This is a genomic window from Paenibacillus sp. J22R3 (assembly GCF_056269305.1).
On the sequence record NZ_JBWDNS010000001.1, the window covers coordinates 1,651,782 to 1,671,865 of the forward strand.

General features: G+C 47.8%; 18 protein-coding genes. 6 read left to right on the forward strand and 12 right to left on the reverse strand.

Annotation, left to right across the window (positions count from 1 at the left end; all coding sequences use genetic code 11):
• Positions 1–296 precede the first annotated feature (296 nt).
• Positions 297–698, forward strand: a complete 402-nt coding sequence (locus AC0YN4_RS07800; RefSeq protein WP_475835504.1) for a MerR family transcriptional regulator — start codon at positions 297–299, stop codon at positions 696–698.
• A 35-nt stretch (positions 699–733) separates the two neighbouring features.
• Positions 734–1,729, forward strand: a complete 996-nt coding sequence (locus tag AC0YN4_RS07805) for an oxidoreductase (protein WP_475779270.1) — start codon at positions 734–736, stop codon at positions 1,727–1,729.
• Between the two features lie 156 nt (positions 1,730–1,885).
• Here the strand turns inward: AC0YN4_RS07805 and AC0YN4_RS07810 are convergent, their stop codons facing one another.
• From AC0YN4_RS07810 to AC0YN4_RS07860, 11 genes are all read right to left on the reverse strand, one after another.
• Positions 1,886–4,150: a DUF4832 domain-containing protein gene (locus AC0YN4_RS07810; protein ID WP_475835505.1), complete on the reverse strand. Its 2,265-nt coding sequence runs from the start codon at positions 4,148–4,150 to the stop codon at positions 1,886–1,888.
• Positions 4,151–4,368: 218 nt separating this feature from the next.
• Entirely contained in the window at positions 4,369–6,444 is a 2,076-nt protein-coding gene (locus AC0YN4_RS07815; RefSeq protein WP_475835506.1) for a DUF4832 domain-containing protein, read from the reverse strand.
• A 297-nt stretch (positions 6,445–6,741) separates the two neighbouring features.
• Positions 6,742–7,029: a hypothetical protein gene (locus AC0YN4_RS07820; RefSeq protein ID WP_475835507.1), complete on the reverse strand. Its 288-nt coding sequence runs from the start codon at positions 7,027–7,029 to the stop codon at positions 6,742–6,744.
• 212 nt (positions 7,030–7,241) lie between these two features.
• Complete coding sequence (locus tag AC0YN4_RS07825; protein ID WP_475835508.1) at positions 7,242–7,505, reverse strand: hypothetical protein; 264 nt, start codon at positions 7,503–7,505, stop codon at positions 7,242–7,244.
• Positions 7,506–7,635: 130 nt separating this feature from the next.
• Positions 7,636–9,051 carry an ABC transporter substrate-binding protein gene (locus tag AC0YN4_RS07830; RefSeq protein WP_475835509.1) on the reverse strand — a complete coding sequence of 472 codons (1,416 nt, stop codon included), beginning with the start codon at positions 9,049–9,051 and terminating at the stop codon, positions 7,636–7,638.
• Positions 9,052–9,106: 55 nt separating this feature from the next.
• Complete coding sequence (locus AC0YN4_RS07835; protein WP_475835510.1) at positions 9,107–10,222, reverse strand: efflux RND transporter periplasmic adaptor subunit; 1,116 nt, start codon at positions 10,220–10,222, stop codon at positions 9,107–9,109.
• A gap of 14 nt (positions 10,223–10,236) precedes the next feature.
• Positions 10,237–11,115, reverse strand: a complete 879-nt coding sequence (locus AC0YN4_RS07840; RefSeq protein WP_475779263.1) for a carbohydrate ABC transporter permease — start codon at positions 11,113–11,115, stop codon at positions 10,237–10,239.
• A 12-nt stretch (positions 11,116–11,127) separates the two neighbouring features.
• Positions 11,128–11,997, reverse strand: coding sequence for a carbohydrate ABC transporter permease (locus AC0YN4_RS07845; protein WP_475835511.1), 870 nt, complete (start codon positions 11,995–11,997; stop codon positions 11,128–11,130).
• A gap of 23 nt (positions 11,998–12,020) precedes the next feature.
• Positions 12,021–12,704: an N-acetylmuramoyl-L-alanine amidase family protein gene (locus AC0YN4_RS07850; protein WP_475835512.1), complete on the reverse strand. Its 684-nt coding sequence runs from the start codon at positions 12,702–12,704 to the stop codon at positions 12,021–12,023.
• Positions 12,705–12,844: 140 nt separating this feature from the next.
• A complete protein-coding gene (locus tag AC0YN4_RS07855; protein WP_475779260.1) occupies positions 12,845–14,647 on the reverse strand; it encodes a sensor histidine kinase in 1,803 nt (600 codons plus the stop codon).
• Positions 14,644–15,327, reverse strand: a complete 684-nt coding sequence (locus AC0YN4_RS07860; protein WP_475779259.1) for a response regulator transcription factor — start codon at positions 15,325–15,327, stop codon at positions 14,644–14,646. The genes AC0YN4_RS07855 and AC0YN4_RS07860 overlap by 4 nt, the downstream gene beginning before the upstream one ends.
• A gap of 224 nt (positions 15,328–15,551) precedes the next feature.
• Here AC0YN4_RS07860 and AC0YN4_RS07865 point away from each other — a divergent pair, with 224 nt between their 5' ends.
• The 3 genes from AC0YN4_RS07865 to AC0YN4_RS07875 all read left to right on the forward strand — a co-directional run bounded on the left by AC0YN4_RS07865 (position 15,552) and on the right by AC0YN4_RS07875 (position 16,637).
• Positions 15,552–15,728: a YjfB family protein gene (locus AC0YN4_RS07865; RefSeq protein WP_475779258.1), complete on the forward strand. Its 177-nt coding sequence runs from the start codon at positions 15,552–15,554 to the stop codon at positions 15,726–15,728.
• Positions 15,729–15,895: 167 nt separating this feature from the next.
• Positions 15,896–16,186, forward strand: a complete 291-nt coding sequence (locus AC0YN4_RS07870) for a hypothetical protein (RefSeq protein ID WP_475835513.1) — start codon at positions 15,896–15,898, stop codon at positions 16,184–16,186.
• 124 nt (positions 16,187–16,310) lie between these two features.
• The gene (locus tag AC0YN4_RS07875) at positions 16,311–16,637 is read left to right on the forward strand and encodes a hypothetical protein (RefSeq protein ID WP_475779256.1); all 327 of its coding nucleotides are present in this window, start codon (positions 16,311–16,313) and stop codon (positions 16,635–16,637) included.
• Between the two features lie 68 nt (positions 16,638–16,705).
• Here AC0YN4_RS07875 and AC0YN4_RS07880 read toward each other — a convergent pair whose 3' ends face one another.
• The gene (locus tag AC0YN4_RS07880; protein ID WP_475835514.1) at positions 16,706–17,587 is read right to left on the reverse strand and encodes an AraC family transcriptional regulator; all 882 of its coding nucleotides are present in this window, start codon (positions 17,585–17,587) and stop codon (positions 16,706–16,708) included.
• A 132-nt stretch (positions 17,588–17,719) separates the two neighbouring features.
• Here AC0YN4_RS07880 and yicI point away from each other — a divergent pair, with 132 nt between their 5' ends.
• Complete coding sequence (gene yicI / locus AC0YN4_RS07885) at positions 17,720–20,047, forward strand: alpha-xylosidase (RefSeq protein ID WP_475835515.1); 2,328 nt, start codon at positions 17,720–17,722, stop codon at positions 20,045–20,047.
• The last annotated feature ends 37 nt before the right edge of the window (positions 20,048–20,084 follow it).

Here is a 20,084-nt window from a genome sequence, read left to right on the forward strand (position 1 = left end):
AAATTTATTTGATGTTATTCCGCGAATCAAATTTACCATAATTTATATCCTCTGGTCAATAACTAAATCAAAAATAATTGATTTAATAAACTAGTCTTCCCCACCCCCTGTGAAAAAGCGAATTTTGCGAAAGAAGCATAACGCAGGGCTTTTTTATGCAAGAATTAATCTGCGAATAAAAGGCGATGCATCACGAAAAAATGTGCGACATGCTTGACTTGGAGTATACTCCAACCTGTAACCTACATAATGTAGGCGGGAAGAGAGCCATATTACCATTTGGAGGGGGTAGAATTATGGAAGTGGAACCGACCTACACGATTACGGAAATTTCCAAGCGAACAGGACTTAGCATGGATACAATTCGCTACTATGAGAAGATTAACTTAATCCCCATACCTGCTCGCAGTGATAGCGGCCAACGTGTATACGCGCAGCTGGATATGGACCGCTATATGTTCGTTTCCATTCTCAAGAGAACCAATATGCCTTTAAAGAAGATTCAGAATTATATGGAGCATTCCTCCAGGCGAGAATACGAAATATGCTACTCTCTGCTGAAGGAACATGCTTCCCAAATTGAATCGCAGATGGCGGATATGCTGTCGATACTGGATATTTTAAGGTACAAGCTTAAGCATTTTGAAGAATTAAAGACGGGTGATTTCCTTAAACAGAATAAGGAGACGGTTAAGTGAACTACACGCGACTTTTATAGAATTGGAGGCTTTACATGAGCACTGAACTAACAAAACAAGAACCTGTAGGGTCTGGATTCGGACCGCGTACAACAGCAAAGGAAGCTCTTGAAGGGAAAGATTTGACAGGCAAAGTGGCTATCGTGACAGGCGGGTACTCCGGTCTTGGTCTGGAGACAACGCGCATTCTTGCTGAGGCAGGAGCTACAGTCATTGTACCTGTCCGTTCGATTGAGAAAGCCCGCGAAACTCTGCAAAATATACCGGGTGTTGAAATGGATACGATGGATCTCGCTGTTCCTGAATCGATTGACGCTTTCGCAGAACGCTTTCTGAAGTCCTCCCGTCCACTTCATATACTTATCAATGGAGCTGGGGTGATGACTCCAGCTAGCCTGGAGCACGACAAACGCGGTTATGAGGTGCAATTCTCTGTAAACCATTTGGGCCATTTCCAACTAACAGCCCGCCTATGGCCTGCTCTGAAGCAAGCTGGCGGTGCAAGAGTGGTAACGGTATCTTCTCAAGGCCATCGCATTGCAGGTGTTGACTTTGAAGATCCGAACTATGAGAACCGCGATTATGAGAAATGGGGAGCCTATGCGCAGTCCAAGACAGCGAACGTCCTGTTTACAGTAGAGTTGGACAAGCGCGGAATGGCTGATCAAGTTCGTGCCTTCTCGGTTCACCCGGGAACAGTAATTGCAACTTCGCTTTCACGCCACATGTCCCATGAAGAACTTAAAGCGGCCGGGGCGTTTGATACAAACGGCCGCCTTTACAGCGACTATGGCGATGATCTGAAGACGATAGCAGAAGGTGCGGCTACTACGGTATGGGCAGCCGTAAGCAACAAGTTGGACGGAAAAGGCGGCGTGTATCTCAAAAATGTGGATATTTCCAAAGTTGTCCCTACGGACTCGGATGTTCATGACGGCGTTGCTCCATTCGCCGTGGACCCAGAGAATGCCGAGAAGCTATGGACATTGAGCGAGAAACTTACAGGCGTAAAATTTCTAGAGCCGTTGTGAGTCAGAAGGTTCATACGCCGCCACGGTTGACGGCGGTGCGAGAACAATCTCCTTAGCATGACATTAACATCCGCTAAGGTTTCTCTTCACTACCGACATTCTCTGAATGTCCGACAAAAGGGATCCTCCGTATTAACCGGGGATCCCTTTTTATTTTCACCCTCTTCGAACGACCTGGACGCGGTCGAAGTCCGGAGCCCAACCGCTAGGGTTGGAGAACTTGATCGTATTGTATCCTACTTTCAGTTGAACAGTAGTTTGTAAAGTGCCGAGTGTAGTCCAACTCCCTGTAGCTGGGAAGCTTAGATTACTTGTTGCACCGTTTACACTCATTCGAGCCGCTCTTGCTGCCGTATCGCCGTTCATGTAGGAAATAACCAACGAATAGGTCCCTGCAGTTGCCACGTTAATTCGGTTAAACTGCAACGTACCTTTGTTGTTGCCAACGTAACCGACTTTTGAACCACCTGAGCAGGAGCTGCACGACACTACGATAGCTCCACCCGCAAGCGTATTGGCTGAAGTCTCCGCTTCAACTGTGACTGAGGTGCCTACAGTACTAGCTGTATTCGTTGTTACGCTAATGGTGTTGCCGTTACCCGAAACATTCTCAGTCGCATCTTTCGCTCTTACGAAATAACTATAGCTCGTCGATGCTTTAAGTCCGGTATCGGTGTAGGAAGTGCTTGTTGTAGTGCCGGCAGAACTGCCGTTCCGATAAATCTCGTAACCAGATACGCCGACATTATCGGACGAAGCTGACCAACTGAGGCTGATGCTGCTTGCCGTTTTACCTGTCGAAGTTAGCTTCGCAGGAGCTGTCGGCGCTTGTATGTCTGAGCTGCCGGTTGATCCGTCGTATGCTCCGCTTTGCAGGCTATAGCCGAGCGTTGTATCCGACTTCAAGCTTGCAAATGGACCGAGCGTTTGATTGGCGGGTTCCATACCGATGCCGACTTTACCGATCGGCGTTCTGCCTCCGGTGTAATAGTTGGTATTAGCAAATCGTACGCTTGGCTTCCAGCCAGCCGGATCCAGAATAGACAGCGCCAATGTATAAGTTCCATTCGGCAGCGTTGTCGGAATCTTAAATGCACCGTTCACGGCGTTGACAGTTGGAGGTTGATCGTAGGCACGAGTCGCAATATTCCAGTTTGAACCGGGCAGCCAGGTTCGAATATCGCCTTGGAATACGCCCTTCCACGCAACGGTCCCGTCACTCTTCAGCAGATTCGCCTCCACCGGCCAGTTGTAATAGAATGGCGAGGAGCCTTTGTTAGTAACCTGGAACGAAACGTTCATCGTCCCTCCCGGCGCCACATTGCTCGCAAACGTTGCTTGATTCAACACGAAGCGATAGCCAAGCACCTTCTGCATGGCGGTTGCCCCGGCTGCTACGGCGGGATTGCTTGCCGTATAGTCCGAAATCCACCCTAGGCTAGAGGTATGCGTGTTCATTATCCAATCGATGACATAGTTCGTATTAGCGGTACTGCCAAGCGTGCCATTCGGACTGCCACCTAGCTTAGACTGATTGCCCCAATTGTAGGCTACTTCACCGCTGTTAATCTGTGTTCGCCAATTATTCCGCGAAATTTCCCCATTCCCGCTGCTAGCATCATCCGGCACAGCAAAGGAATCCCAAAAAACACCGAAATTGAAAGCCTGAAACGTCGCCGGGTAGCGGATGAGTAATTTCTTGTTATGGAAAGCTGACATATACGCGTTCCCCATTGCCGTTTGAAAACTAAGCGGGATTTGATTTGTGCGGTCGCTGTACGACAAAGGATATATATGGTGCTCGCCCCAGTTCCCGTACAAGCCAAGCTCCACAAAAGCAACGCGAGGATCATTGTCCCATGCTTGACCAAGCTTCCCGATAAAACTCACGAGCCGGGCTTTCAAAGGTTCTGACAGCCACTGATTAACGGGATCGCCATGCGTAATTCCGTTCGGCCAATACTCCCCGACATTTGGATAAACAATGACGACTCGCGGAACAACCTTCATATTTTTCTTTTCAATGCCCGCCCAAGCCTTATTGCTCCAATCTTTGATCTTCTGAATGGAATCTGTCGCATTCATTTCCAAATCGGTGTACTTGATATAGTGTTTATAAATTGCCCCGTATTCCCGAATCGGGAAAGTAGTATCGTTTATGCCGCGCGATGGTCTAAAGCCCATGATCGGATTATTGAATGCTTCCGACGTTTCAGTCAATTTAAAGGTATTTAGCCCAAACAGCTTCACTTTCGGTTCCGATGACTCGGTTGGAATCATGCGACTTTTTGTTTTTTCGTTAGGTGTTACACCTTGAGAGTGAGTATTTATTTGATTCGAATCGCCGTTATCCACCCTGCAGCCGGACAAAGCCAATGAAGCCGATAACAGCACCGTAGTTAAAGCTAAAGTCTTACGCACATCGAAATCCTCCTCTCGATCAACTCGGATCCTGTAAGTTCAACCACCCAGTCAATTCCTTCGATTGTTATCATGCTCGCCGCGGCTCTGCTTAATCGGAATTATTGGATGGGAATTCATACCGGATTTCATTGTCGTTCTTGGAGGGGGGGATGATCTATATAATCGAATTGACTGAAAAAAGGGATCCTCCGAATGAACGGGGATCCCTGTCAATGTTACACTTTTCGATTAATCTGGATCCGGTCGAAGTCCGGCGCCCATCCGCTGGCGTTAGTAAACTTGATCGTATTGTCCCCTGCTTTCAACTGAACCGACGATTGATAAGTGCCGAGTGTAGACCAACTGCCTGTAGATGGGAAGCTTAAATTAGCGATTGCACCGTTTACAGTGATCCGAGCCGCTCTTGCTGTCGCATCTCCATTCACGTAGGAAATGACCAGCGTATAGGTCCCGGCGGTTGCCACGTTGATTCGGTTGAACTGAAGCGTACCGCTGTTGTTGCCAACGTAACCGACCTTTGAACCGCCTGAACAGGAGCTGCACGACACTATGATTGCACCGCCGGCAAGTGTATTGGCCGAAGACTCCGCTTCAATCGAAATTGAAGTACTGGCTGCATTCGTCGTTACGCTAATAACGTTGCTGTTCCCCGAAACATTACCTGCCGCGTCTTTCGCTCTTACCATGTAACTATAGCCAGTCGATGCTTGAAGTCCGGTATCGCTGTAGGAAGTACTTGTTGTGCTGCCGACAAAACTATTGCTCCGATAGACATCGTAACCAGCTACGCCTACGTTATCTGTTGAAGCCGACCAGCTGAGGCTGACAGTGCTTGTCGTTTTAGCTGTCGAAGTCAGCTTCGCAGGAGCTGTCGGCGCTTGTGTGTCTGTGCTTCCGACTGATCCGGTGTACGCACCGCTTTGCAGACTATAACCAAGTGTCGTATCTGATTTCAAGCTTGCGAACGATCCGAGCGTTTGATTGGAGGGTTCCATGCCGATGCCTACCTTACCGATCGGCGTTCTGCCTCCGGTGTAGTAGTTGGTATTGGCAAATCGTGCACCAGGCTGCCAGCCAGCCGGATCCAGAATGGACAGCGTCAGTGTATACGTTCCATTCGCCAATGTGGTCGGAATCTTGAATGCACCGTTCACGGTGTTGGCAGCTGGAGCTTGATTGTACGCACGAGTCACGCTATTCCAGTCTGAACCAGGCAGCCAAGTTTGAATATCGCCTTGGAATATGCCCTTCCATGCAGCAGTCCCATCACTCTTAAGCAAATTCGCCTCCACCGGCCAGTTGTAATAGAATGGCGAGGAGCCTTTGTTAGTAACCTGGAACGAAACGTTCATCGTCCCTCCCGGCGCCACATTGCTCGTAAACGTTGCTTGATTCAACACGAAGCGATAGCCAAGCACCTTCTGCATGGCGGTTGCCCCGACTTCTACTGCGGGATTGCTTGCTGTATAATCCGAAATCCACCCTAAGCTCGAAGTATGCGTCTTCATAATCCAGTCAATGACATAGTTCGTATTGGAGACACTGCTCAGCGTTCCATTGGGACTGCCGCCTAGCTTAGACTGGTTCCCCCAGTTATAAGCGACTTCACCGCTGTTAATCTGCGTCTGCCAATTATTTCGCGCAATCTCCCCATTCCCGGTGCTAGCATCATCCGGCAACGCGAAAGAATCCCAGTAAATTCCGAAATTATAAGCCTTGAACGTATCCGTATAGCGGACAAGCATTTTTTTGTTATGGAATGCTGCAGTAGATGCATCACCCAGAGCCTTTTGGAAACTAAGCGGAATAATGTGTGATCCGTCAGGAAACTTATTAGGATAAATATGGTGCTCACCCCATTTGCCATACAAGCCAAGCTCGACAAAAGCTACTCGAGGATCATTATCCCAAGCTTGCCCAAGCTTCGCGATAAACGCCACAAGCCGGGTTTTCAAGACATCTGTCAGCCACTGATTGACAGGATCACCATGTGTGATCCCATTCGGCCAATACTCCCCGACATTAGGGAAAACAATGACAACGCGTGGAACTACCTTAATATTCTTCTTTTCAATGCCAACCCAAGATTTGTTGCTCCAATCCTTGATCTTCTGAACGGTGTCCGTTGCATTCATTTCCAGATCGGTGTATTTGATGTAGTGTTTATAAATATCCGCATATTCCCGATTTGGGAAAGAAGTATCGTTTATATTGCGAGATGGTCTAAAGCCCATGATCGGATTATTGAATGCTTCCGGCGTTTCAGTCAATTTAACCGTGATGGTTCCCATTGCCTCATTCGCCTCCTTAATATAACCTGATCTCCCTCCGCTCCAGATTAACGTGAGCAACGCTGCGGTGCAGAGGAATACTCGTAAAGTTCATTTCTTCATCTTTTCCCTCCTTAGAAAAGAATCAGCGTCTCTATCAGTATACGGGGACGAGCATTTGTGGTGACGAGAATAACGTCCAATTATTAGCAAAACAAATGATAATTTCCAATATATATAAATAAACATAAGAAAACCGCCCCTGTAAAAGGCGGTTTATTATTTAACTATGTAGAGATGATCTTGAATCTTAGTTGCTTAGTAACCTGATTCAACCTGTACGGGATGCAGCCAGTTATCTACTACAATTGCTCGTGATTCGGCTTGATTGGAGAGCGCTTCTGCCCATTGGCTGATTTTCACTTTCATGACATCGATTGAATACGGAAACGGATACTCGCGCAAATTAACGGCCACCCAATTGGCATTGTTCAAATTCGACCATTCCAAGCTAATCGTGTTGGTCAATTCGGAAAAACCTTGGATAAGTTTCACGAAATCATGAAGTTGCTGCTGATTGTCTTGGGTCATCTGATTGCGCTCCATTCATATAATATGAGATTCTAGATTTATATTACCATTTATTAGGTGACGAAATTGTCACTCTATGGTGTCTTTTTGTTGGAATAATTGACGAGCCATTCGCCTATGTGATGCCTTGGAAGCAGCAAAATCAGTAGTATCCGGAACGATAAAAAAAGCAAAAAAAGCCGTCGGAATCATGTCCGAACGACCTCAAAAGTACGATAAGTATGAGTTCACTGCTCCGCTTTGACAACACGAACCAGTCTATGTTCATCATTTTGAAGGAAAATAGCAAATATTTTGTCGCCTTCTTTTAATGGTGTTTCTTGTCGAAAATTAGTTTCGCTGAACAAACAGTAATCTCCTGTGTCATTGATTGCATCGTAGCAATGCTCATGGGGGCATTCTATCATGGTATACACGGAAACTTCAGTGGGCGTATTGTTCATCATTCCGATGAGCAAAGCTAAGGCCTTAATCATGGAAAGCGTAGTCATTTACATAGGCGCTCCTCTCATTAGCTTATTCACTAAATTACGCTCACTAATGTCGTTATATGCTGCTTAGCAGTAACGCTTATGTCCGAAAAGAAACAGACGCACCACAAACAATAGTGGCGCGTCCCGGTCACTCATTCAAATACGTCGTTACCCGATTCTGGATCAATTTAGCTACTGCATCAGCAGGTTTCTGCCCCGCGAAGAACGCTTTGACTTCCTCTGCAATGATTTTCTGTACGGTTGTCTCATAGCCTATATTTCTTAAGCTGGCTTCGGACAGCATGTCACGGAGAACCTGTAGATTCTCCTCCGTTACTTCGATCTTAACATCTCCGCCTTTACCGCTTACGGCCTTATCAATACCATTCACCTTGACGTTTACGATCGCCTGTTCATTCACCGCTTTATTCATCGAGAATCCTGAAGCTCCCGGGTGTTTCGGGTAAGATTGCATCTCTTCGGACAGCAGAAACTTCATAAACTCCCAAGCGTCTCTTTTCACCTCTGAATTGGCGTTCATGGCAATTTGATTCGTTACAAGAAACGAAATGCCCGACTTTTGATCCGCAGCATGCGGCTTCTGGTATACTTTCCCATCTTTATAATACATGGCAAGTCGTAGAAGATAATCGCTTGGAGAAGTCATTAATGAATAAGATAAGTAGCTTCTGGTGAATTCCACCGCATCACTTCTTAACTCTTTCTCATCATACATCTCCTTTACTCCCGTCAGTAAATCCGTGAAAATAGGAGTGTCAAACGATGACTTGCCGTTAGCACCATCGATTAATCGGTTATAGTTGTCAGACACGAGATTATTGATCATCGCCTCAGGCGGCAAAAAATTCATGGAATAGGAATGTCCGGTCTTGCCTGCCACCTGCTTGCTGATTTCGGCGAACTGGCTCCATGTCCAGTTTTTATCATCCATTATAATTCCGGCATTCTTGATCCCCTCCGCATCTCCGTACAATGCTTCCAAATAGAATTCGACTGGCATAATATACAGGCCGCCGTTCATTTGGGAACCATCCATAATGTTCATATGGTATTGTTGCGGATCGAAGCTGGGATCCCGTTTCATCCAATTGTCTATGTTTTCGAACGCGCCTTTTCTGACGTACTTATCAATAGGCAGCTCCACAGTCGTAAATGCGAACAAGTCCGCCCCCTTGCCGGACAACACCTCCGTCGTCGTCGTTTTGATATATCGCTCCACTTCAGATGCGCTCATCATGCTGCCGGTTTCAAATTCTTTAAACTGAATCGTCGTATTCGGATGCAGCGCTTCATACTTTTCTTTCGCCAGCTTGTAGATGTCGGTAGTTCCAAGAATAGACACGACAATGGTTTTGGGTTTATCGTCAAGCGGTTCCAGCCCCTGCGGGGTTGCTTCGGCTGCTGCATTCTCTGCAGGTTTTGACTCATCGCTTGTATTCTTTGGCGATTCATTCGCCTCGGGTCGAGATAAATTTCCGGTAGGGATATTCGTGTTCTTGCTTCCCTCGCACGCTGTTAAGCTAAACATTATGATGCAGCTCATGATTACAATTAGAACTCTTGCCATCTTCATTCCCGCTTTCCTCATTTGATAAGTATTAATGGACCATTACTCGAACACGCTCTCCATCTGAAACAGCAGGTGCGCTGCTCTCCAGAATGATCGGTGAATCCGGAAAAATCCCTTGCAGCACGACAGTATCGGTTTCATTCGAATCACCGACTTTGATTGTCGCCTTGCGGACATGGCTTGTATCGCCAAGCGGACCTTTCTTCTCCTCGACGACATAAACGTAAGCAGCATCACCCTCAAGGTGAATGGCGCTGCTCGGAATAACGATGCCGCCATTATCAGCCGAAGACGCAAATCTGAGGTCAATTCGTCCTTGTTCGCCTCCACGGAGCGATTCATGTTTCACGGCAATTACGATGTTCATTTGATTTTCTTTGTTTTGGATCCCCGTAACGCTCCCTTCCAGCTGCTTCTCATCCTCCGCGTGACCGACTTGGACATCCAGCTTCTGTCCAATGCGCAATTTCTCGCTAATCTTAGCAGGTACCAGCAGCTCCATCCGATAACCTTGACTGGAGGAAGCGATATGAACATCGGGACCGGCGCTGGCGGATAGCATATCTTCCACGGCACTCACGTTCATCACAGTTCCGTCGAAAGGCGCTTTCAGCTCGCGGTTGCTGACCAGATCCGCCTTCATGCTGTCCAGATTACGCAGCTGCATGGCCAGCGTCAGACGTGCGCTATCGAGATCCCGCTTCGCGCTGCGCAACTGAATCGCATCATCGCTGGCTGCGGCTTCAACATAACGGTCCTGTAAGCCTTGTATGGATAGTTGCTGCTGCTCCAGTTGGGTCTTGGCATCCAGATAACGATTTTCGGCTTCAAGGCTCTCGTAAATGACGAGCGTCTGTCCCTTCTTCACGGTTTCTCCTGCTTTGACCTTGATGGTTTTTACGTTCCAACCTGCTTTGTTCGATAACGAAGCTTCAGTAATTGGCTCCAATACACCGCTTCCGGTAAAGGTCTGAACGAGCTCCTCTTGTCGTCCGATGGTTGTCCATACCTTCGTTATATTCATCGTTTGCAGCGTATTGCTGAACAGGGTAAGCACGATTAATCCACTGGCAAACAAGATGGCGAGCAGCCGGATCTTCTTCTTCCTGCCTGTATGTTCTTGCTCGATTTCTTGCCTTTCCACTTCCAACAAACCTCCTACCCTTTAATGCCGGACATTTGAACGCCTTCGATAAAATGTGATTCCGCATATAGAAACAACAGCACCATCGGCAACATGTAGAAGACGGATGCGGCGAAACCTATGCCCATTGCTTCCTGCTGAACGACGGAGAGATACACCGACAATGGCTGTCTGAAGGTATCATCGAGAAAGATGAGCGGCTGCTCCACCATGTTCCAATAATCAACGAACAAGAGCACGATCAGCGCCGCGAATCCCGGTTTAATAAGTGGAACTATGATTTGAAGGAAGATGCGAAAATGACCCGCTCCGTCCATATAGGCCGCCTCCACGTAAGCGTTCGGGATCGATAACATGAATTGCCTAAGCATGAACACGCCGAATGCGCCGAAGATACCGGGCAGTATGATGGCACTTGCACGGTTCAGAAGGCCTAATTGATCCGCAATAATATAGTTCGGTACGAGCGTCACTTGAAACGGCATTAACATCGCCACCAGATAAACGAAGAACATCCGGTCCCGACCCTGAAAGCGGAGCTTGGCAAAGGCATAGGCAGCCAGAGAGCCAACAATAACCTGCCCCGATATAATGAACGCAACCATGTAAACCGAATTCCAAAACAGATTTAAATACGTCGGGGTCTCGATCAGCACTTTGCTGTACTGTTCGAACGAAACCCAGTTGGGTATAAGTTTCAGATTGACAAAGGCATCCTTGCCGCCGGCTGCCGTATCCGCCATCTTCCCGATCAAATTATAGTTCGATTCGATTTCGTGTTCCGTCATGAGCGAATTGGTGAAGGATACGATGATCGGCAGCAGCATAACGAATGCGATCAACGCTAGCGGTATCGAGATCGCCACTTTGATAATGGCAGCTTTCAGTTTCATTGATTCTCCCCATCACTCCAAGTAATTAGTAAAGCGCCGTTCTAATGCAAACATCCCTGAAACAAGAACGAGCAAGCAAACCACCATGATTGACGCGGCGGATGTAAGCTTCTGAATATCAAGCGACAAGAACATGTTGTTCATGTAATGCTGCAGCGTATAAATGCTGTCATGCGGATAATCACCCGCGATCAAATACGTTTCCCGGAATATTCGAAACGAGCTGATCAGTCCCATCAGGACGACGAAAAACATCGTTGGCGTCAGGTAGACCAGTGTAATACGGGTAAACTTGTGGACCGGGCCACCGCCTTCAAGATCCGCCGTCTCGTAATAATCTTTTGGTATACTCTGTAAGCCGGCTAGAAACACGATGATGTTGTAGCCGATGTTTTTCCACGCATAGACGACGGAGAGCACGGCTCGTGCCCAATCCGACTTCATCCAATCGATTCTTGGGACGCCAAGTCCATGCAACCAGCTGTTCACTGCTCCGTTCCAATCGAACAGCACTTGCCAGATCAGGACAACGGAAGCGACAGGTACGACAAGCGGCAACACGTACGCGGTGCTGAGCCAATTGCGGAAATACAAGTTCCGATTCAATAACAAGGCCAGCAGCAACGATAAAGCGATCGTGATCGGAACGCTGACGGAAGTAAACAGTAATGTATTCCTCGCTGCTTGAAGGAAGGAATCGCTCGCCAATACCTCCTTATAGTTGTTAAGGCCGACGAATGAACCTTCGGTCGTTCGATTCATAAAGGAATAACGCAAGCCCATCGCGAACGGAATCAAGTAAAAGATTGAGAATCCGATCGCGCTTGGAGCAAGAAATAAGGTTGCAACGACACTGTGCCGCCGCATGATTATACGAAACATGACCTTCCTCTCTCTCCTTCTCCTTAACGAAGACTCTCGATAACGCCGCTGGTAATCGCAGATGATATTTGCTCTTGAAACGAATTGGTTTGCATGCTCGCTTCTTCGTTCTTATTCGAAATATATCCAAGCTCTAACAGCACAGCCGGCTTCTCGTTCTCGCGGATCACATAATAATCGCCGAACTGAACGCCTCTATCCTTCGTATGCATGTCCTGCTTGAACAATTGATCATGAATGATCTCGGCGATCTCTTTATCCTGCGGGTTGTTATAGTAAGTCGTCATCCCATACACATCGCGGGTTTGAAAAGCATCGAAGTGGATGCTGATGAACAAGTCCGCGTTCTCGGCAAGCGCTACTTCCGTTCTTGCATGTAGCGAAATCGTCGTATCGGCTTGTCTGGTCATGACGACAGTTGCACCTTGCTCGGTTAATTTCTTTCTTACATTTAACGCGGTTAGTAGCGTTACATCCTTCTCATAAGTTCCTTGAGCGCCTGTGGAACCGACATCCTTGCCGCCGTGTCCGGGATCGAGAACAATCGTTTTTCCTTTCAAGGGTAAATTCACATCATTATCCATCACTAATGGCTCTGCTTCGATTGGTTTCGGCTTCGTCGCACCTTCCGTTTGAATTTGAAAGAGACTGGCCGATACGATGACTCCGACAATGGCTATGGCAATTAATTTAGGTGTTGTTTTCATAAATCCATCATAATTACCGCCAATAAAGACCACATGGAGCCGAAATAAAGATGAAATAAAGATTACTAGCGAAACTAAAAAACGCTTGTCAAGGAGGTGACGAGCACCTTCCTGACAAGCGTTTCAGACCTAACACTGCATTAACGTTTCTTCTTCAAGCTAAAGTAGAATACGACACCATCCTGTGTGTTGGCCGCGCCATATTCGGCTCCGTGCAGCTCCAGAATATTCTTGGAAATGGCAAGCCCGAGCCCTGTCCCGCCACCCTCTCGCTGCCTTGCCGTATCTCCCCGATAGAAGCGATCCCACACTTTATCAAGCTGCTCCTCCTGTATATGGACGCCTCTATTTTCAACGCGTACGGCAATCCCGTTCGCTTCCTCCACCACGGAGACGATGACTTCTTGCTTCTCCGGCGTGTAGCGAATCGCGTTCGTCATGAAATTCGTGATTACCTGCTCGATGCGATGTTGATTGGCAATAACCAAAGCTGGAACAAGCCGAAGGCTTAACCGCAATTGTTTATCCGAAAGTTCGTGCGCCAACTGCTCACAAATCAATTCGATCGACTTATCGATATAAAACTCGTCCATCTGCATCTTATACGTTCCTGATTCGTATTTTGCCAGCTCCAGCATATCGACAATGAGATGGTCCATCTTGTCCACCTCATTCTCCATCGCTTCGAAGTAATGGTCCTTCTTATGCGCCGCTACGCCATCCTTGAGTATCGAAATGCAGCTTTTCATGACGCTGAGAGGAGTCTTGAGCTCGTGGGAGACGCCTGCGATGAAATCTTTTCTCGTGCGCTCCAACTGTTTTTCTTTCTCGATATCCTCCCGCAGCTTACCGATGTAAGAATGCAGCGTAGCAGATAACTGGTTGATATTGCGCGATAGATCCCCGATCTCGTCCTTCGAACGAACAGGAATGCTTTCCGAGAAATCGAGATTTGCGATCTTCTTCGTCGTCTGATTGATGCGCAGCAACGGTCTTGCGATTTTCATGGAAAAGTAAAGCGATGCAATCAAGATGAGCACCAAAACAAACACGACGATATACACATAATAGTCCTTCATCATTTGAACAGCTTCATCTACCGGCTGCAGCGATGCCATGGCGAAGATATAGTTTGTCGTCCCATTGTCATATTGAACAGGCTGGATGAACAGTTTATACTTCACGTTATTCTGCTCATAATCTTGAATGACCAGTGAATCGGCAAGTTGAAGCTTCTCAAATAACAGCTTTGCTTGAAACGCATTGATCTGTTCCAGGAAAAGCGGATTGGAATAGATCACATCTGATAATCCTCCGCCTTGCGGAAGCCGAATGTCCGTGACGACTCCGAATAGACTCACATAAGACGAAGTTCCCGAGTCGATTGGTTTCCTTATCTCCATTTTATCGCCGACCCCAAAAGCCTTACGCTTAAAAGTCTCATTGGCATATATGATTTCCCCGGATGGATGATGCAACGTAATCGGGATAAGCAAGGAATGACTCTTTATCCCTTGAATAATCAGATCGACTCCGGCTGTAAGCAATGATTGACCCGAAGCGGCTTCTTCCACGCTCATGAGCTGATAGAGAGGAACTTTAAAGCGCTGCTTCTCCTGCTCTTTGGTTAAAGTCTTAAGCAATCGGATTTCCAGATAAAAGTCGTTAATATGCTTTAAGTTACCATCGTGATCCAAGCTTGTGATGGTTACATTGTTATTCCTGTAGAAATCTTGCTCCAGCGATTGGATAGCAAGCGCATTTCCTCTTGCTTCCAAATAGGAGTTCTTAAATTCACCGATCTTCGCTTGCAAGTCGCTTACTTTGCGATTCGCGTAATACTCTTTGAAGAAAACCGTTTGTCCGATATAAATCGTCGCCAATATTAACATGCATAGCGTTGTTGTAAGCACGAACAATTTCAGCACGATGCCGCTTCTCATATCTGCCCCTCGAACTTATAGCCTGTCCGAACAATCGTAACGATCAAATGAGCCTTGTCGCCCAGCTTCGTGCGCAAATTGCGAATATGCGTGTTCACCGTGCGATCATCTCCGGCGTACTCATAACCCCATATTTTCGAAATCAGCTGCTCTCGTGAAATGACAATCCCCTGATTGTTCATGAGGTAGGTAAGAATCTCGAATTCGGTATGTGTGAGTGTAATTAAAGTCCCTTCGATCGTAACGGTCCGCGATGGAAAATGAACCTTGATCCCATTCATACTTAATGCGTCCTCCGGCTGCGCCAGCTTTCCGATTCGGCTGCGACTTTCGATGAGCCGCTTCGCCCTTGCAAGCAGCACCGGGGGACTATATGGCTTCGTTACATAGTCGTCGGCACCCAGTTCGAAGCCAAGCAGTGTGTCGTCTTCATCGGCACGGGCAGTCAACATGATGATCGGGACGTCTGAGGATTTGCGAATTCTGCGGCATACCGACCATCCATCTAATTCCGGCAGCATAATATCCAGCACGATCAGATCCACTTCATGTTCTTGAAACAACGCCATCGCAGCTTTCCCATCAGCCGCTTCAAGCACCTTATATCCTTCGTTCAAGAAATAATCTTTACTGATTTCACGCAATATTTCCTCATCTTCGACGATCAATATCGTTCTCATGCTGCCGCCCCTATTTCACGGATTTTCTAGAATCAGTTTAACAAACAGAAGAGTGGAAACATAATTTCTGCTGCGTCCCTCAATGCCCAATTGTACAATCCCATAATGAAGAACACATTCAATTGAGATAAAGATAAGATAAAGATCGTCATAATTATTAAAGATTGGTTACCTATATCCCGATAATTAAGTGTAAGTTGATCACCTAAGTTAGGAGGAGACACATGGACATCGCAGCGTTATCAACATCCTTAGCCCAAATCAATTTGTCCCAAGCGGTTGGAATCAGCGTTCTAAAATTGGCTAAAGATCAAGCTATGAGCCAGTCACAGCAAATGGTTCAAATGATGGAACGAAGTGTACAACCACATTTAGGTGGAAATCTAGACATAAGTGGATAGTAGATGCTGAGAGAGCCGAAAGCCTTGAGATTCAAGGCTTTTTTTGTTTGCATTCGGGCATGGTCCGTATATGAAAGTAGCCTCTTCTCTATCAAATGCGTACATCAATAACATTTGATAGATTCGCAACATATACTACTATGATCTAATGAAAGGAGTTGATTCTAATGGCAGGTTCAACTAACAACAGCGATTCACGAGGCAGAAACAACGGTTGGGAAAACAATAGCAACGGCTGGTGGGAATGGCAAGGCAGCAATGGCTCGAATGGCAGCAATGGTTCACGTGGCAGCAATGGTTCGCGCGGCAGTAACGGTTCGCGCGGCAGCAACGGCTCTCGCGGTTCACATGGTTCTCGTGGCAGCAATGGTTCGCGCGGCAGCAACGGTTCTCGTGGCAGCAACGGTTCGCGCGGCAGTAACAGTACGCCGTTTACAGTCCCTCCACGTAATGAATAATTGAATATGAACTACTTCAAAATGGCCCATTTCTATGGGTCTTTTCGTTTCCTAAGACGATATTTCTATTGAAAGTTAACGCTTTCATAAGTATAATAATGGAATCAAAAGGAGGTTTTTACATATGAATGATGACCAACAGGACAAACCCTTTTACTACGATGGAAGTGGTCATCTACCGCTTCCCTCCGAATCCCGGCAAAGCAAGGAACATTCGGATTCAGATCGTACAGACATCACTCAGCCTGCACAGATGCGTACAGTTACGTTTGACTGCGAATTTGATAACAGCATGTGGTTTGGCAGCAACGTCATCGTTGAGAGGGATGGCGCAATAGCCGGTTCGGGACTTGTAGAAGAGTACAATGACAACGATGTTCGCATAGATCGTGAGTGGCATCCGCGTCGTCTGTCTTCGTTTAAGATTTCTCCTTCGACTTCCAAACGTTAATACATAGTCAGAATGTCGAGAAACCCAACGTTTTTTAGAACGTTGGGTTTCTCTTTATTTTGTTCGCGCTACTCCGCTCCATGTCGATGCCGATAATCGGATGGCGTGCACTGGTATACAGAACGGAACATTTTGCAAAAATAACTAAAGTTGTCGAAGCCCGACTCCAGTGCCGCTTCGCCGACTGAAGTGTTGCTGTCTGCAAGCAGTGCTGCCGCAATCCGAATGCGCTGCAAATTAATATACTCGATCGGAGTTTTGCGCATGAAGGACTTGAATACCCGCGTAAAATGTCCCTCGCTCATTCCAGCCTCAGCAGCCAGTTCCTTGATGGTCAGCTTACGTGCATAATGGGCGTCGATGTAAGACAATACGGTCTTGAGCCGTTCCTGCGTATGCATGTCGAGCGATGAACGCGGCTCTCGGCGCACGAATGCTGATAGCGAAACGTATTCCGCGAACAGCTGGTACAGTCCTGCTTTCAACCGCAATGGTTTCGCCGGCTCTTCCGAATGTTCAAGCGCAAGAAGCGGTGCCAAATGCCGGAGCAGTGCCGAGGTTAGCCCTGACCCCAAGGCAGCATGCGGTTCGGGCACTAATCGTCCGCGTTTGATCGGTTCAAGAAACTGACTGGTCAAGCTGTCCCCTTGGCTCATCAACCAATCCAAATCAAAGACAAGCGCCGAATAAGAGCAAGCCCCGCCAATCGGTGAATATCCGCCATGCAGCTCACCTCCGGGGATGAACAACACCTCTCCTGCCCGAACCGTGTACGTCGACAGCCCGATTTGGAACACCGCTTCCCCGCTCTCCACCACCAGAAATTCCGCTTCCTCATGCCAATGGTTATCGAGAATCGGCTCGCCTGCCCCCTGCTCCATGCGATAGATGCCGACCGGAAGTCCGGGACTGCCATGCCGCCTGTTTTCATGCAAATGATGGATATCCATCGATCCCACCCCAAATATCATAATCGTATTAACTTATAGCATAATAATGCAAGATAAACTATTTTTAAATCAGTATACTGTTATTATAATCGCACAATTAAACCGAATTTGAAAGGATGGACGATACACAAAATGAAATTCAGCGACGGATATTGGATGACGCGCGAAGGCTATCAAGTACTCACCCCTTACGAAGTGCATAACGTAGAGGTTTCAGGCAATAGCATCACCGTTTATGCCACGCACAGCCACTTGGAGCACCGCGGCAATACGTTGAACGCGCCTCTAATGACAATGGAATTCTCTTCGCCGATGAAGGATATTATCCGCGCGAAGTTTTATCACCACAAAGGCGCTCGCCGCCTCGGTCCTTCTTCGTTCCCACTGCTCGAAGCCAGTCAAGCGCCTGTTGAGATCGAAGATTCGGCTGATGCCGTAACGCTCAAGAGCGGGGATGCCGCAGTTACAATTACGAAAGCGCATCCGCTTTCGATCACCTACACCTTCAAAGGGAAGAAGCTCACGCGCAGCGGCTTCCGTTCGACTGGTTTTGTCAAAGCAGACAACGGCAAACATCATTTCCGCGAACAGCTTGACCTTGGCATCGGTGAGACGGTATACGGACTCGGCGAACGCTTCACCCCTTTCGTGAAGAATGGTCAAGTCGTCGATATCTGGAACCAAGATGGCGGCACGGCTACCGAGCAATCGTACAAAAACATTCCATTCTATGTGACGAACCGCGGCTATGGCGTATTCGTTAACCATCCCGAGCTCGTTTCCTATGAAGTGGCTTCGGAGAAAGTATCCAAGGCTCAATTCAGCGTAGCCGGCGAGTCGCTCGAATATTATGTAGTAGGCGGCGATACGCTTAAGGATGTTCTGTCGAACTATACATCGCTCACCGGCAAGCCTGCACTACCGCCTGCTTGGTCGTTCGGCTTATGGCTCACCACATCGTTCACTACGAATTATGATGAAGCGACAGTGACAAGCTTCGTCGACGGCATGGCTGAACGCGATCTTCCGCTTGCCGTGTTCCACTTCGATTGCTTCTGGATGAAGGAATACGAGTGGTGTAACTTCGAATGGGACGAGCGTGTATTCCCGGATCCGAAGGGCATGCTGGAGCGACTGAAAGCAAAAGGCCTTCATATCTGCGTTTGGATTAACAGCTATATCGCTCAGCGCTCTCCTTTGTTTGACGAAGCGGCCGAGCACGGTTACCTGTTGAAACGTCCGGATGGCAGCGTATGGCAGACCGATATGTGGCAATATGGCATGGGCATCGTAGATTTCACCAATCCTGCCGCTTGCGACTGGTTCAAGAGTAAGCTGGCTGTGCTGCTCGATATGGGCGTGGACAGCTTCAAAACCGATTTCGGCGAGCGTATCCCGACAGATGTCGTTTACTTCGACGGCTCCGATCCACAGCAAATGCATAACTACTATACACAGCTGTACAATAAAGTCGTCTTTGAACTGCTGGAGGAGAAACGCGGTAAAGGCGAAGCAGCATTGTTCGCTCGTTCCGCGACGGCCGGCGGTCAGCAATTCCCGGTACACTGGGGCGGCGACTGCGAGGCCACGTATGAATCGATGGCAGAGAGCCTTCGCGGCGGCCTATCTCTTGGCTTGTCCGGCTTTAGCTTCTGGAGCCATGACATCGGCGGTTTCGAACAAAGCTCCCCACCGGATCTATACAAACGCTGGGTCGCATTCGGCTTGCTCTCCAGTCACAGCCGTCTGCACGGCAGCACATCGTACCGTGTGCCTTGGCTGTATGATGAAGAAGCAGTCGATGTCCTTCGTCACTATACGAAACTTAAATTGCGCTTAATGCCGTACTTGTTTGGTCAATCCGTGCAATCCGTTAAGATCGGCCTGCCGGTTATGCGCGCAATGGTGCTTGAATTTGGCGAAGATCCAACCTGCGATTACATTGACCGTCAATATATGCTTGGCGATTCCATGCTGGTTGCCCCAATCTTCAATGCCGACGGTGAGTCCACGTACTACCTGCCAAAAGGCACATGGACGCACTACTTGAGCGGTGAACAAGTGGAAGGCGGCGTATGGCGTACAGAAACTTACGATTACTTCAGCATGCCGCTGTTTGTCCGCGAGAACTCGCTGATCGCAGTAGGCTCCGAAGACAGTCGCCCCGATTACGATTACGCGACTGGCGTTACGCTTTCGCTGTACGCGCTTCAAGATGGCGCAACTGCTGCTTCTGTGGTGACAACCGTTACAGGTGAAACCGCGTTTACAGCTGCAGCAAGCCGCAACGGTTCCACGATCACGATCGATACAGATGGCACATCCGAAGGCTGGAGCGTAATTCTCCATGGCGAACATGCAGTGGCTTCCGTTCAAGGCGGACAAACCGACACCGCTCCAGAAGGCGCTCGAATTATTCCATTATCCGGAGCAACCAAATTGGTTATCGAGCTAGCTTAATTCTCCATTCAACAACAAACGAGCTGCTTCAAAAGTG